The organism is Emticicia soli (assembly GCF_037860775.1).
Classification (GTDB): Bacteria; Bacteroidota; Bacteroidia; order Cytophagales; family Spirosomataceae; genus Emticicia; species Emticicia soli.
Window position 1 is genome coordinate 454,012 of sequence record NZ_JBBEWC010000003.1, and the last position, 15,612, is coordinate 469,623.

General features: G+C 39.7%; 10 protein-coding genes. 3 read left to right on the forward strand and 7 right to left on the reverse strand.

The features are described 5' to 3' along the window. Window positions 1–113: 113 nt before the first annotated feature. From WAE64_RS05365 to WAE64_RS05380, 4 genes are all read right to left on the reverse strand, one after another. Complete coding sequence (locus WAE64_RS05365; protein WP_340235203.1) at window positions 114–818, reverse strand: hypothetical protein; 705 nt, start codon at window positions 816–818, stop codon at window positions 114–116. 130 nt (window positions 819–948) lie between these two features. Further along, window positions 949–2,667 (reverse strand): GMC oxidoreductase, encoded by a 1,719-nt coding sequence (locus WAE64_RS05370; RefSeq protein WP_340235204.1) that lies wholly within the window; start codon window positions 2,665–2,667, stop codon window positions 949–951. A gap of 188 nt (window positions 2,668–2,855) precedes the next feature. Next, window positions 2,856–3,977, reverse strand: a complete 1,122-nt coding sequence (locus WAE64_RS05375) for a DmpA family aminopeptidase (protein WP_340235205.1) — start codon at window positions 3,975–3,977, stop codon at window positions 2,856–2,858. Between the two features lie 29 nt (window positions 3,978–4,006). After that, window positions 4,007–5,305: a hypothetical protein gene (locus tag WAE64_RS05380; RefSeq protein WP_340235206.1), complete on the reverse strand. Its 1,299-nt coding sequence runs from the start codon at window positions 5,303–5,305 to the stop codon at window positions 4,007–4,009. Window positions 5,306–5,448: 143 nt separating this feature from the next. Here WAE64_RS05380 and WAE64_RS05385 point away from each other — a divergent pair, with 143 nt between their 5' ends. From WAE64_RS05385 to WAE64_RS05395, 3 genes are all read left to right on the forward strand, one after another. After that, window positions 5,449–5,973 carry a DUF2911 domain-containing protein gene (locus WAE64_RS05385; protein WP_340235207.1) on the forward strand — a complete coding sequence of 175 codons (525 nt, stop codon included), beginning with the start codon at window positions 5,449–5,451 and terminating at the stop codon, window positions 5,971–5,973. 355 nt (window positions 5,974–6,328) lie between these two features. Then, window positions 6,329–11,347, forward strand: coding sequence for an ELWxxDGT repeat protein (locus WAE64_RS05390; RefSeq protein WP_340235208.1), 5,019 nt, complete (start codon window positions 6,329–6,331; stop codon window positions 11,345–11,347). 267 nt (window positions 11,348–11,614) lie between these two features. Continuing rightward, a complete protein-coding gene (locus tag WAE64_RS05395) occupies window positions 11,615–12,814 on the forward strand; it encodes a thioredoxin family protein (RefSeq protein ID WP_340235209.1) in 1,200 nt (399 codons plus the stop codon). 6 nt (window positions 12,815–12,820) lie between these two features. Here the strand turns inward: WAE64_RS05395 and WAE64_RS05400 are convergent, their stop codons facing one another. The 3 genes from WAE64_RS05400 to WAE64_RS05410 form a co-directional block, all read right to left on the reverse strand. Next, window positions 12,821–13,804: a hypothetical protein gene (locus tag WAE64_RS05400; RefSeq protein ID WP_340235211.1), complete on the reverse strand. Its 984-nt coding sequence runs from the start codon at window positions 13,802–13,804 to the stop codon at window positions 12,821–12,823. Further along, window positions 13,804–14,586, reverse strand: coding sequence for a monofunctional biosynthetic peptidoglycan transglycosylase (gene mtgA / locus WAE64_RS05405; RefSeq protein ID WP_340235212.1), 783 nt, complete (start codon window positions 14,584–14,586; stop codon window positions 13,804–13,806). Before mtgA ends, WAE64_RS05400 begins: the two co-directional genes overlap by 1 nt. 69 nt (window positions 14,587–14,655) lie before the next feature. Continuing rightward, a complete protein-coding gene (locus tag WAE64_RS05410; protein WP_340235213.1) occupies window positions 14,656–15,540 on the reverse strand; it encodes a PhzF family phenazine biosynthesis protein in 885 nt (294 codons plus the stop codon). Between the last annotated feature and the right edge of the window lie 72 nt (window positions 15,541–15,612).

The window sequence follows — 15,612 nt, forward strand, 5'->3', positions numbered from 1 at the left end:
TTGTTAAAATCGCTATTTGAGATAATTTTCGACAGTTTTAGAAAACAAACGAGCCACAGTTTTGGGCTGTAGCTCGTTTGAATGGTTTTGGAATTTTAGTGGTTTCCAGCGAATTACTTGCACTCAGTGGTATAAGCCCACAAATGCTCATCAAATTTCGACCAACGGTGGTCATCTTTTATTTTCTTTAGTAAATCAGGGCAATCTTTATATAAAGCCAAATAAGCTTTATCATAATCGGCTCTTTTGATTTTCACAGCCGTTGCATCACCTACTTTTACATAATAAGACTTATCGTCGCCACCGGCCATTGTAATGCCTGCCACACCAAAGCGCATACTTTCTTGCGCACGTGGGTCATGATATACCTTTATTTTCTGGCTGAACGATGGGTTTACCATCTGCATTAATAAAGTTTCAACATCTTTTTTGATACCTACTGTTGATTTCTCAAAATATGCGTAGCCTTTGTTAATGATTTCCATGTTTACATTATTGTCTTTCCACTTTTGAGCATTAAAACTTTGTTCAGAAGCATTTACAAGTTTGTTATAGCCACTAGCAGGCAAATACATGGTTTTGATTTCTTCGGCTTTTATTTTGCGCTTTTTCTTTTCACCTTTAGGAAGCAAAACTATTTCTTCAATAAGACCTTTTTTACGGTCAATATCATCAATGGTACCTTCAATTTCAGTACCATCTTCTAAAGTAATGTAGGCGATTTCTTTACCCGAAAAACGATCAAAAGCAGGAATAAACGATTGAGCAAAAGTAGTTGTACTACCAAATAAACAGCAAAACAGGACGATTTTTTTCATAAGGAGCATTTAGGTTTTAAATTATTTAAATAAAAGGTAATTATTTTTATTGGAGAAGGGAACAAGCAAAATGGAGAAAGAAAGAAAATAAAATCCTTTTTCCATTTTCCTTGCTCCCTTCTACTAAACATTAAAGATTGCCTCTTTTTAGTTCAGCAACGGCATAATCGGCGGCACGGGCCGAGAGTGCCATATAGGTAAGTGATGGATTCTGGCACGGCGACGAGGTCATACTTGCACCATCAGTACAGAAAACGTTTTTTACTATATGGTGCTGGTTATATTTGTTGAAAACAGAGTTTTTAGCGTCGGTACCCATGCGGGCAGTGCCCATTTCGTGTATACTCAAGCCGGGGTGGGCTTGTTGGTCAAAGGCTTCAATGTTTGAAAAGCCTGCTTTTTCCATCATAGCAACGGCCTGTTCTTTGGCATCTTTGCGCATTAGTGCTTCGTTTTCACGATAATGCACGTCCATTTTTAGCACAGGTTGTCCCCATTTATCTTTCTGCTCGTTGCTGAGTGTTACTTTATTATCATAATAAGGCATACACTCACCAAAAGCATCCAGTATCATTTTCCAGTCGCCAAAGGTAGCCACTTTTTCTTTGAATTCGGCTCCCATACCATCCATATCCATTGAGTGTTGCCAACCATCTCGCCAGGTATAAACTTCAAAACCATAGCCTCTGTTAAAAGCCTGTTTTTCGCCGCCGGGCAAATTACGGAAACGAGGCACATATAAACCCGCCGGATGGCGGCCATAATAAACTTTATCTAAATCTTTCTCATAATCGGCCGTTGCGCCTACATGAAAATGATGGTCCATCAGGTTATGGCCAAGCTGACCGCTGTCGTCCATACCATTCGGGAAACGATTAGAGGTTGAGTTCATCAGAATAAACGTAGAACCAAGCGCAGAGGCATTCAGGAAAATGATTTTTGCCGAAAACTCCAGCCATTCGTGCGTTTGCTCATCAATTACTCTTACCCCTGTAGCCTTACCCGATTTTTCGTCATAAATAATAGAATTGACAATAGAATGCGGGCGTATTGTGAGGTTATTGGTTCGGCGTGCGGCTGGTAGGGTAGATGATTGCGTACTGAAATAAGCGCCAAACGGACAGCCGCGCATACACCTATTACGATACTGGCATTTGGCTCGCCCAAGTGCCATTTGTTCTTCGGTAGGTTCTGTCAGATGCGCTGCACGGGCAGAAATTACCCTGCGGTCGTTGAAATTGGTATTTACAGTATTTCTGAAATGCGACTCAATGCAATTATCGGGCATAGCCGGCTGAAACTGCCCGTCAGGCAGGTGTGGAAGACCATCCCGGTCTCCGGCGATGCCTGCAAATTTCTCGACGTAATCGTACCAAGGCGCTAAATCTTTATAGCGAATAGGCCAATCGGTTGCAATGCCTTCTTTGGCATTTGCTTCGAAATCAAGGTCTGAGAAACGGAACGAATAACGCCCCCACATCAGCGAACGTCCACCTACATGGTAGCCACGAATCCAGTCGAAAGGTTTTTCTTCTATGTAGGGGTTCTCTAAATCATTAACGAAATGATGATGCGTAGACTCCATAATGGCAAACCCCGTACGATTTTGTACCGGATAATTTTTCAGTAAATCATTAGGCATTTGCAAGTCATGGTGCGGAAAATCCCAGGGGTCTTTTGTTGCAGTATGGTAGTCGGTTACGTGTTCAATCATTCGGCCACGTTCAAGCAGTAATACTTTTAGTCCTTTTTCGCATAGCTCTTTTGCAGACCAACCACCCGAAATACCCGAGCCTACCACAATAGCATCGTATTGCAGGTTTTCTTTTGTTTTTCCTTGAAAATTCATTGTATAGGTTAAAGTAGAATTGACTTTAAAGGTAGATAAAATAACTAAGCCAGCCAATTAAATTAGATATGAAAAAGGATGTCACGGCTATACTCGTTTGAATACGGCTGTGGCACCCATAAATAGCAAATTTCAGATTAAGTGTGCCACGCCCTTTTGCGAACGAGGATAGGCTTGACACACTCGGGTTATTTCAACTTATTATACTTCTTACTCAATTCCAATACTTTATCAACAGGTAATGCCTGAATAACACCATTAGCGCCTTTGGTAGTTTGGGCTGCAAACATCGAGTTGATGATGGCTTCTTCGGTAGCTTCTATAGCTGCCAGAAACAGAGGCGATACATCATCGTTGCGAAGTTCGGTAGCCTCATAAAACTTGGTATTTGCATTGTGTGCTACACGCAATTGTTTGGCTGTTGAAATGGCAATTACATAGTCGCCGCTGCCATTAGAGGCAATACCTCCGGTTTTGGCGAGCCCAAAAATAGCTCTTTTAGCTAATCTCTCCAGATTACGGGCAGTAAGTGGTGCATCGGTAGCGACTACTATCATACAAGAGCCATCGGCAGGGTCGTTGAGTTGGTCGTTCATAAAATACTGTTTCAACTCTTCGCCTACGGGTACGCCGTTTACCTGCAAAACGCCGCCGAAATTGGTTTGTACTATTACGCCAACCGTATATCCACCCGATTTAGCTGGCAATACCCTTGAGGCCGTTCCGATGCCACCTTTCCATGCAAAACAGATAGTGCCCGTGCCTGCGCCTACGTTGCCTTCTTCTACTTTGCCGCTACTTGCTATTTCTATGGCTCTTAACACATCTTCTTTCTTTACGTGTCGGCCTGTGATATCGTTCAGATAACTATCGTTGGTTTCGCCCACAACTGGATTCACCGACCGAACCTTCTCATTTCCTTTCTGAGCCAATGTATAATCAATTACTGCATTGGCCGCCGTAGGTACCGAAAGTGTATTTGTCAGAATAATAGGTGTTTCAATATTACCCAACTCTTGCACCTGGCTTATACCCGCCAGTTTGCCAAACCCATTGGCAATGAAAATAGCCGCAGGGACTTTCTCCTGAAACAGATTACCTTCATGCGGAATAATGGCTGTTACACCCGTGCGGATTTTCTCGCCTTCAATCAGGCTTACTTGCCCTACTTTTAGCCCGGCTACATCGGTAATGGCGTTGTTTTGTCCGGTTTTCAGGATCCCAATCTTGATGCCTAGCTCACGTGGACGTTTATTTTGTGCATGAGCTATTACACTTAACAGGGTAAGAGAAAAAAGAAGAAATTTCATAAGTTTAGTTTATTGATGATTATAACGATTTATTCTGCAAATGTATCTTCAAACATCACCTTGCCATCGCCTTTAGCCAGTTTTATGTCGTCAACCAACCCCGAGCCATGAAAACGGTATTTGATACCCACAATTTTACTCACAGGGCCTTCGTAAGGAAACTCATAAGCTAATTTGTTGTCGACAAATATCTTTACCTGCCCGTTTACGGATTCACAACGTACTTTTGCGAAGTCTTTAAAATCAGTACCAAAGCCTGATAAATCATGTTCTTTGCCCGAAATATTTTTCCCAATAAAAAATAGACTATTTTCAGAAATACACCCCTTGGCTGATAGCCGAATCATGATGGCAGCACCCTCGCAAAGCAGCGATATTTCGGTATATTGGCAAATAGAAGCACCTTCGCGATAAGTATTTTTTACTGAAGTTTCAAAGATGAAATCATTGGTTTTGACATCTCCAAAATCTTTCAGATTGCTATATTGTACAACCGGAGCAACTGGTTTTAGATTGATGTTCTGTTGCTGAATTTTTTCTAAAGACAAACCCAGTTTACCATCGTTTAGTGCTTCTTGCTGTTTGAAATAAACCGGAATCGGGCTTTGTTCAATAAATGGTAGCCAACCATCGGTTTGAATAAAGAGATTATGTTCTTTTACAACTTTTTTACCCACTATCAACTTGGCTTGGAATTGCCCCGGATAATAGTAAACCGAAGTATGTTGATGCTGATTAGTGCCCACTTTTATGCGCTTAGAAGGGTCCCAGTCTTGTTGTACAAATACCGAGTCGTCGGGCGCTTTAGATGCATCATAATCAAAAATAACAGAATTGGGCACACCGACCGATACCACTTTTTTGCTGCTGAACGAAAAATCTGAGGCATTTATCTGAGTACTTTTATGTTGCTCTTTCGATATAAAATACCAGCTTGCAATACCGAATACTAATAACAAAGGGAGAATAAACGAGAACAAGTAAGGCTGTTTTGTTCTTGGCTCAGCCTCAATTGTATTTACTATTGTAGGCTCGCTGGTATCATTTTTAGGGAAATGATTCTGCCTGAATCCTCGCCAGTGTTCAAAGCCTAGAAATTGTGCTAGTGTATTGAGTGTAGTTATGGTGGGAGCAGATTCATATTTGACTTTTCCCCAGATTCTTTTCAGAGTAGTGGGGCTGAGGGTAATGCTTGTTGCTTCAAAAATTCGCTGAGAAAGCTCTTCAAAATCCTGATTGGTCCATTTTTCACTGTTTCCCCAGCCTAATTTCTCTTCAATCAGATTTTTACAGTGTACTAATAATATGTCTTCCGATTCAACAATCACTTGGTAATCAATTATTTATAAATATGAATAAACTTGAATGAATTTGGAAAGACCTTGACCACCCATACCGCAAAGGTCTTTTTTAGTTTTGTGCTCTTAGTTCAATAGTCATTATTTTTAATCTAAAAGCATCTAACAAAGCTATGCAAAAGAACACAAAAACAAGGTTTCTGACAGCGATTTTTTTCGCTTTATCCTTACTGCCATTTGCTATTCTGGCACAAGATAATGCTCCACGCCCGTCGCCTCCTGCATCAGTTACAGGACAGATTAATGGTAAAAGTGTTAGTGTTAATTACGGACAACCTTCGGTAAAAGGTCGTGAGGTATGGGGTAAATTAGTGCCTTATGGGCAAGTATGGCGTGCCGGAGCCAACGAGGCTACAACTATCGAGTTTTCGAAAGATGTAACAATTGAAGGTAAGACGCTTCCGGCTGGCAAGTATGGTTTCTTTACGATTCCGAATGCTAACGAGTGGACTATCGTTTTCAATAAAGTACCTAACCAATGGGGTGCTTTTAAGTATGATGCTGCGCAAGATGCACTTCGGGTAAATGTGAAACCTAAGAAATCGAAAGCATTTAATGAGAAGCTATTGTATGCAGTTAACAAGAACTCAGTAAGTCTTGCCTGGGAAAATACAGAAGTAGCCTTTGCTGTAAAGTAAGGCTGAATGAAAAAGCTATTAATATCCCCTTTTATTCTGAGTTATGCCATCGGCATGGCTCAGAATATCTGTTCTTTTACTCTCTTCTGACCTATGGTTGTCAACAATCTGTTTTTGCTCAATATTGCCATGTTGGGCTTTTAGCGTAAAAAACGCCCTTTTCTTCCGCTTTTAGACCGGACAAAATATGGACAATTGGGTTTTTGGGTACGTATAGTGTTGGCGTTAGCTGATTGAGAAGTATAATTTTACCGACATAAGTAAATTATCTTCTTCAAAAATTAGACAAGTAAGCCTTCCAATGAAACAGTTTTTTACTAGCAAACACTGCCTTTTTTTAGCTTTGTTTTGGTGCTTGGCAAAACTAAGCTATGCACAAGTACCCTACATTGTCAAAGATATTGGCAAAGATTTTGGCAATGCCTATGTTAACAATTTGACCAACGCTAATGGTATCGTGTTTTTTACTGCTTTTGATAACAACCAGCATGGTGAAGAGTTATGGAGAAGCGATGGTACTGCTGCAGGAACTTATCTGGTAAAAGATATTAATCCGGGTGGAGCAAACGCTGATATAGCTGAAATGGTAAATGTAAACGGGACGGTATTTTTTAGAGCAACCGATGCTGTTAATGGTGTTAGATTATGGAAAAGTGATGGTACAACTTCGGGAACAGTAATGGTAAGCTCAGATGTTTCATGGCCTGCCTATATAACCAGTCTTAATGGAGTAGTTTACTTTTCTGGTAATGACTCTGCCAATGGTAATGAACTATGGAAAAGTGATGGCACACCAGAGGGCACTACATTAGTAAAAGATATTAACGTGGGCACAGGAGGGTCGTCTATCAACTATATGGCTAATATCAACGGTACTTTATATTTTAGCACTAATTATAATAGTACCGTTCAACTATGGAAAAGCGATGGTACAACAGAAGGTACAGAATTAGTGAAGCAATTTAATTCACCATATAGTGATATGCGTCAGTTCACTAATGTAAATGGAACTTTATTCCTTGTAATTAATGATCCAGTATATGGAAGAGAATTATGGAAAAGTGATGGTACCGACGAAGGCACCGTGATGGTAAAAGATATTAATCCAGACATAGATGATTCGTCTATTGGTGATATGATTGTCAAGGATAATATATTATATTTCACAGCTATAAATAATAATTTTGGCCGGGAATTATGGAAAAGTGATGGTACAGAGGCTGGAACAAAACTAGTAAAAGATATTTATCCGGGTGAAGGCTCTTCTGGTACGTCTGGATTTGTAAATGTGAATGGTACCTTTTATTTTTCGGCTGAGGATGGGGTTCATGGAAGAGAGCTCTGGAAAAGTGATGGTACTGCAGAAGGAACAGTGTTGGTAAAAGATATTTTTCTGGGTAGTTGGGGGTCTTTTGTATCAAACCTGATAGATATAAACGGAACAATTTATTTCGTGGCTAATACCGGGTCTAATGGACCCGAACTTTGGAAAAGTGATGGCACACCAGAAGGAACAGTGCTGGTAAAAGCATTTATTTCGAGTTATGATTATAGACAGTTAGATAATCTGACAAATGTAAATGGAAAATTGTATTTTGTGGGGAGTATTGTAGCAAATACATCCGTTTATTATTCTACACTATGGAGTATAGGCTCTTGCACACCTGCCAATCCTTTTATCAATACAGCCGAAAAAACATCACCCTTTAATATTCAGGTGCAGGATTCAGTTAATATTACCTGCTACTGCAATGTTTTTAACGAACTGATTACTACAGTTGAAGCAATAGGAGATACGCCTGTCAGCGGTACTGTTCCTATAAAAGAATGGCGATACCCGCCGACTGAAGGGTATTATGTACCACGTCAATATGAACTTTATCCTGAAAATGACCCTGACAATGCCATGGCTAAAATAACGTTCTATTACACTCAGAATGATTTTAATGAGTATAATGGATATACTGCCAGTGCACTTAAACTGCCTATTGACAGTAGCGACATAAAGGGGATAAGCAGTATACTTATTGAAAAACGTGTTGGCACCAGTTATAACGATTCAGGCTGGCCAAGTACGTATGCCGGTGCTACAACACAGATTGACCCTGTAGATACTGATATAATCTGGAACAGTACAGCCAAACGTTGGGAAGTGAGTTTTGAGACTAAAGGGATGGGAGGGTATTATCTGAAAACCCTGACACTAACCGAACCAACGTCTGTGACCGTGAGCGATACCGCTATTTGTAGTAATAAAACCATTACGCTTCAAGCTACGTGTGCGAGTGGAGTGCTTAACTGGTATACCAGTGCTACAGGGGGAAGTAGTATTGGTACAACCTCACCGCTGGTGTTTTCTCCTGCTACTACGCATACCTACTATGCCGCTTGTGAATATGGACTGAACAGCACTAACAGGATAGCTACTCATGAAGTAGTTGTAACAGCAATGCCTACCAATCCGACGGGCCTATCGGTTAATAAAACAGCTATTTGTAGTGGTACAACCATTGAGCTGACAGCTACTTGTGCTATAGGAATCGTTAAATGGTATAATCAGGCCAGCGGTGGAAGTGTTATCAGTACAGAATCAGTCTTGCAAGAGACACCTATGAGTAGCATACCTTATTATGTAGCTTGTGAAAATGATAATTGCAAAACTGATAGAGTATTGGTAGGAGATATTAGTGTAACCCAACAGCCAACCAAACCAACAGGTGTATCAGTTGACCAAACATCTGTTTGTACATATTATACGATTAACCTGTTTGCCTCTTGCGATATTGGAACTATCACATGGTATGCTGGCCAATATGATACGACAAGCATCGGTACGGGTAATAATTTTAATATAATACCAGAAAATGGTACTTCTTATTATGCATCTTGCGAACTTGGTGAATGCACAACCGAGAGAGTTTTGGCCGGAACTGTTACGGTATATGAACAGCCTGATACCCCAACTAATGTTTCGGTAAACAAGACCGCTATTTGTAGTGGTACGAATATTACTTTATCAGCTCTTTGTTCTGTAGGAACACCTGTCTGGTATGAAATAGGAGAAGATGATGCTCCACTTGTAGGAGAAGGTTCTATTGTTACTTATACTCCTGCGGCTACTGCTAAGTATTTTGTCTTTTGTAAAAATAATATATGTGAGAGTGATAGGGTAATTACAGCAGAAGTAGCAGTAACTACGCAACCATCTGTACCAACTAATGTTTCAGCTAGTAAATCTGCTATTTGTCGGGGAACAAGTGTTTCTCTATCAGCTACTTGTAGTGTCGGGACTCTTTTGTGGTATACACAGGCAACCGGAGGTACAGCAATAGGCACCGGGACAGCGCTGAGTCAAAGCCCAACTACCCCAACTACATACTATGCAGAGTGTAAAAATGCTGATTGTATTAGTGCAAGGGTGGCTACAGCCGAAGTGCTTGTAGATGCGCCAACTACCAGCCCAACCGGAGTTAGCGTCGATAAGACAAATATCTGTAGTGGTACAAAAGTTACCTTATCGGCTAATTGTGCTACCGGAAATATCACATGGTATAATTCGTCTACGGCCTTTAATGTAGTGGGCACAGGAAACAATCTTACTCCGACTCCTGGCGTAAATACAAATTATTATGCATCGTGTGAAAATGGTGTTTGTAAGTCGCCTAGAATACCTACCGGAATGGTAACAGTTTTACCTAGCCCTGCCAAACCTACGGCACTCAGACAGGCTTCATCAACACTTTGTAAAGGGAGTGATTTCTTTCTTTCAGGTGAGTGTGCTAGCGGAACATTGAATTGGTATGATTCAAGCACAGCTACTACAGCTATTGGCTCAGGAGAATTTTTTGTGTTGTATCCTACTACAACAAAAACTTACTATGCTGCTTGTACAACTACCTCTTGTAGTAGCGAAAGAGTGGCTATGAACGAAGTAAAAGTATATGATCAACCTGAAGATCCTACTGGAGTAGCTCTAGGTAAAACAACTATCTGTAAGGGCGATACTGTTTCTTTATCAGGTAGTTGCGCTATTGGTAGTATAAGCTGGACAAGATATGGTGCCGGCTTAGGTGTAGATACGATCTTTACTAAAAAACCAGATACACTTAGTATTTATTTTGCCCGTTGTGTAAACGGCACATGTTCAAGTAATAGTATATCTACAGAAATAGTAGAGGTTTTAACGCAGCCCGTAGATCCGACTAATGTATCAATTAATAGCACAATTATCTGTCAGGGAGATAGTGTTATTGCCGAGGCTTCATGCCCGGTTGGAGTTGTTACGTGGTACAAGTCTGCAACAGATATAGCTGTATTCGGAACAGGCGATAGTTTTAGGTTTGCTCCCTTATCAACCACTACGTATTATGTAGCTTGTGTGAACGGAATATGTACTAGTGGAAGAGTAATGGTAAACGAAGTACAAGTGAAGTCAAAACCTTCAACACCTGTAATTTCGGCTAATAGAAATAGTATTTGTAACGGCGAAAGTGTTACGATAACTGCATCGGTTCCTGCAAATGTACCAGCGGCTACATTGCATTGGTTAAGTGGGCTAACGGGTAATAGCGTTTCTTCAAATATATTACCGACAGTTACAACAAATTATCAAGTTATAGCCACTTATGATGGTTGTAATAGTGATTCATCAGCTAAGTTTCAGATAACCGTAAATCGTGTACCTGCACAACCAAGCATTAGTGCCGACAACGCAACTATCTGTAGAGGCACTTCAGCTATTCTGATTGCACAATGCCCGAGTACAACAGATAGTTTCTACTGGAGCAATAATTCGGCATTGACAAACGCCGATACTCCTGGTGGGGTTTATAAAAGTACCAGAGCGATAACTGAACCGGGTACATATAAAGGCTGGTGTGAGTCAAACACAGGTTGTAAAGGGCCTGAGAAAAGTATCACAATTACCGCAGGAACTAATTGTAATGGCAAAGATTTTATTACTATTACTCCCGCAAAACCTGTTATCTGCCCTAATACTTCGCTCACACTTACCGCAGCAGGTTGTAGTGGAACTATTACCTGGATAGGTGGCGCGAGTAGCCGGACGGGGACAAGCATTAGCATAAGCCCAACTACAACAACTACTTATATTGCCCAATGTAGCACAGGTGGCTTTAGCTCAGTTGATGTAACAGTAGTTGGCACAGCCGTAGTTATGAATAACAATATTAGTACGGGTACTGAGAAAATAAAGGCATTAAATACTATTGAATCGGCTAAGAAAATAGGCGACCCGAATTTTACGCCTGCTCCGGTTGTAACTTTTGAAGCAGGTAAATCTATTTTACTAAAACCGGGCTTTGTAGCTGATTCCCGAAGTGTATTTACAGCGCAGATAAAGGGGTGTAATTAGCATAGGGCATGGGGTGAAGGGCAGAGGGAAAAGGGTATAGAGCATGGGGTTGAAAAGGAGATGGATTTAATTCTTGCTATCTTCTTTTTTACCTCATTCTTTTTCTACTAAACCTTTAACCCTTTGTCCTTCTAAAATAAGTTTTTATCCTATGCCCTTTGCCCCATGCCCTCTGCAAAATGCCCCATGCCCTTCGCCCTATGCTCAAAAATACTTTTTGAAGCAATCGGTTTTCTTGCTTACTTTGCCTTTTTAACCAAGTCTTTAATGAAGAAAACATACTTTTTGCTTGCATTTGTGTTGCTAACACAACTATCCTTTGCGCAGGGGATTATCTGGGAAACTGACATCGAAACTGCTTTCAAAAAAGCAAAAGCTGCCAATAAACTGGTTTTTGTAGAGTGTTATTTGCCTACTTGTCCGGTATGCCAAAGTTTTGAGCCTGTGCTGAAATCGGCTACTGTGGGGGCATTTTTCAATAAGAATTTTATCAATTATAAACTGAATGGCGAAAAAGCCGAGCAGGTGAAGTTTTTGAATAGTAAAAATATCCATCTACCAAATTTTCCTTTGTTTTTGTTTTTCGACCCTAATACCAATCTGGTACATCAGGCTGATGCCGGCGAGCCAAAAGATGAAAGTGTGATTAGTGTAGGAAAAATAGCGCTTGATCCTGAGAAAAGGTCATCAAGCTACAAAAAGCGGTATGAGGCAGGAGAAAGAGATTTGAATTTTCTGATAGGCTATGCTTATTATAGCCGTGTGGTGAAAGATACCGCTACCAATCTGGCAGTTGCCCGCACTGTTTATGAGGTTTTCCCGAAAGATGAATTGAACACCCAAATCAGTTGGGCTATTACAAAAAAAGTAGTAGAAGATGTTGACAACGGCTTTGCCCAATACTGGCTCGAACACGTAGATGTAGCCAAACAATATGAAATTGCTGGAGGCCACGCCGGAGGGGAGCAAAATGTATTTGGTGTTATTATTCAGAACTCATTATATAGCAAAAGAGGACAATCATATTCTTCGGCAAAGCTTAACCAGATTAAGCAATACATGAACCGTGTAGGCTTTGGCCAATATGCCGAAGGCGCTACCTGGCAGCAAGAATCTAAGGCATTGGTTCGTGAAGGCCACACCGACCAGGCAATGACGATAATAGATAATTTTGCCAAAAAACTGAGCGGCAATGGCGCAGGTTTGGTTTATATCGCCTCATTTGTGTTAGACAATACAGCAGACAATACCCATTTGCCACAGGCTGAAAAATACCTTACCCAAGCCAAACCAATATTGAAAGACAATGGGCAACAAGCAGAGTATTATTTCCAATCGGCCAGATTAAAACAAAGAAAAGGTGATGTAGCCGCTGCCAAAAAGGAACTGGCAGAGGCAGAAAAATATGCTACGCTAGGCAAGCAGGATTTAACGAAATTCAAAGAATTGGGTGCTACGCTAAAGTAAATGGATTTAATGGTTTTTTTGGTAGAATTCTTTTAGATTAGTTATTAATTTATTCTCTGCTTGGTTAATTAATTTTTCAACGTTATTCGCTTCTGAATGTAAATCATCAGCTATATTCTTATTGTTAAATATAATACCATTATATAAGTGATTATATTCTATAACTTTTAGTTCTAAATTCTTAGATTCAATATTACTATTATCTAAAATTTCAGATAGATATTCTATAAGTGGTTTTACTAATTGATCATAAAAGATTGTATAACTATTAGAGATATTATTATTTCTAAGGTAATTATGAAAGTCAAACCACATTTTATATAATTTAATGAGAAGGTTTTCTTCTCTTGAAGAAAATTCTCTCATTATATTATTTATCTCATTTACCAGTAAACTTAACTGAGTTTTTCTATTAAAATCTAACTGAACTTTTTGTTGGAAATTATCGATTAAGCTTTTCCTGTTACCTTCAATTGTTTCAAATACTCTGAATAAATCTGCTATTTTGCCATCGCCTATTTGATTTTGATATGAAATATAATAATCTTCTTGATTAATGACAGAGACAATTTTTTGTAAACTTATATGTGATTCACTTTTAATAGGAACAATAGATTCGGGATTATCTTTGATAACTCTAGATGCTTCTCTTAATCCTTTGACATAACTTTTGCCAAATATTAAAGATTGAGACACTAGATAATTAAAATACAATAATTTCTCTTTTTCATAATTTTCTCTATCCTTTCTGTCTTTTTCTTTACTATCATATAGTGTATATACCACTAAGACCACACTTAGAAAACTGAGCAAAGTACCTAAAATTCCACCTATGAATGATCCATAATGGTCTAATAATTCAGTTTTTAAATTTAAAAAGCCAATAGCAAATAAGGAAAACATTGATGAAAGAGCGAGAAAGACTATTATTATTAAAGCAAAAGCTTTTATGAACTTATGAGTAAACATAATATTATGAAGAATAGACATTAAAACTTTCGTAGATTATTCAAATACGCAGGGCCACCTAAAGCTCGCATCTGGCGGGCTATTTGCCCTGTGCGACGTACCACATAAGGCCCCGGCTTGTTGATAGACCACTTTCTGGGGCTTGGTAATACGGCTGCAATACGAGCCGCTTGTTCACGGGTCAAATTAATAGCTGCTTTCCCGAAATATCGTTTTGAGGCTTCTTCAACGCCAAAAGTCATATCGCCCATTTCGGCTACATTCAGGTACACTTCCAGAATCCGTTGTTTGCCCCATATTAATTCTATCAATACCGTAAAATATACCTCAATTGCTTTTCTGATATAGCTACGGGTTTGCCATAAAAATACATTTTTGGCTACTTGTTGAGATATAGTACTGGCACCACGTATTTTCTTACCTTTCATGTTCCGTTCAAAAGCAGTATTCATCGATTTAAAATCGAAACCCATGTGCTCAGGGAAAAGCTGGTCTTCTGCCGCTACCACTGCAAGCGGGGCTTCTCTTGATATTTCGCTGTAAGGCGTCCAATCATAATAAATCTTGCTGTTTTTACCCTCGGCTATGGCGTCTATCTTTCTCGATAGCATAGTAACCGTAAAAGGTACAGGTACAAACTTGAATAAAATAACTGCTCCTATAGTAGAGGCAAAGAAAAAGATTGTAAACCTGATGAGCATACGCTTCAACCTTACACGCACAGAAGCAAATCGGGGTGGCGCAGGAGCCTGAGCTACTTTTGCAGGTGGAGGTGTTTTGCTTCGGAATGTATTCTTTGCCATAGGTTAGGTATTTTAGAAAGGGTAATTATGAGGTTAATTGTTTGTGCAAAAATCGTAAAAATTTAGTGCTTACACAAACCATTTTCCTTGTGCTACCAACTGAACTTTTCCACCAACTTGCAATTTGTAATTACCCTCGTTATTTACCTCGCCACGTATACCAATTAAAGACGGACGATTCATTTCATAGCCTTGTTCAACATATTTATGAATCATGGGTAGCTCGTATTTAAGTAAATATGCCAGCAAACAAGCATTTGCACTTCCTGTGGCGGCATCTTCTACAATTCTATCGTTTTCGAGGCAAAACATACGGGCGTGTATATGATTAACACTGGCGTGGGTTTCTTCGGTAAAAATAAAAAATGCCGTAGTCAGTCCATCGGGCGAGTTAGTTTTATACAACTTGTTTTCTGCCAGCCATTCTTTAATAGGCAAATCTTCTATGCGTACTTCCTGAATAGCCCGCATGGTTTTTACAGGGACAATAATATAAGGCAGCCCGGTTGAAACCAATTGTATAGGCAATGTTTCATCTATATCTTCCGGCAAAATACCTAGTAACTGCGCTAAATCCGAACTAAAATTCTCGCCAAAAACAGGATTAGTTGTTTCAAGCCAAAGTGTTTTATTTTCTACGTTTACAGGTATTTTTCCAACTTTCAGATTCAGACTTATCTGAGTTTCCGCCTCTTTCATCAACACAAAGGCTGTGCCTAGTGTGGGGTGGCCTGCAAATGGCACTTCGTATTCGGGCGTAAAAATTTTAACATCATAAGCACCATCTAAGGCTTCGTCAGAAACCACAAAGGTTGATTCCTGAAAGCCAATCTCACGGGCAATATGAAGCATCTGTTCGTCAGTCAGCCCATTGGCATGCTCAAAAACAGCCAGCTGATTACCCTGATATTTTTGCTCTGCAAATACATCAACAATCGAAAAATCTAATATCATAGTTGTAAGATTTATATATACAAAAATATATTTTTTCTCTTGAAATCAAGCCATAAAGGCATATTTCAGCAA

Coding starts and splice junctions, on each gene's coding strand:
- WAE64_RS05370 (WP_340235204.1), bottom strand. CDS start 2,667: ATGAATTTTCAAGGAAAAACAAAAGAAAACCTGCAATACGATGCTATT.
- WAE64_RS05395 (WP_340235209.1), top strand. CDS start 11,615: ATGAAGAAAACATACTTTTTGCTTGCATTTGTGTTGCTAACACAACTA.
- mtgA (WP_340235212.1), bottom strand. CDS start 14,586: ATGGCAAAGAATACATTCCGAAGCAAAACACCTCCACCTGCAAAAGTA.
- WAE64_RS05365 (WP_340235203.1), bottom strand. CDS start 818: ATGAAAAAAATCGTCCTGTTTTGCTGTTTATTTGGTAGTACAACTACT.
- WAE64_RS05375 (WP_340235205.1), bottom strand. CDS start 3,977: ATGAAATTTCTTCTTTTTTCTCTTACCCTGTTAAGTGTAATAGCTCAT.
- WAE64_RS05410 (WP_340235213.1), bottom strand. CDS start 15,540: ATGATATTAGATTTTTCGATTGTTGATGTATTTGCAGAGCAAAAATAT.
- WAE64_RS05400 (WP_340235211.1), bottom strand. CDS start 13,804: ATGTCTATTCTTCATAATATTATGTTTACTCATAAGTTCATAAAAGCT.
- WAE64_RS05385 (WP_340235207.1), top strand. CDS start 5,449: ATGCAAAAGAACACAAAAACAAGGTTTCTGACAGCGATTTTTTTCGCT.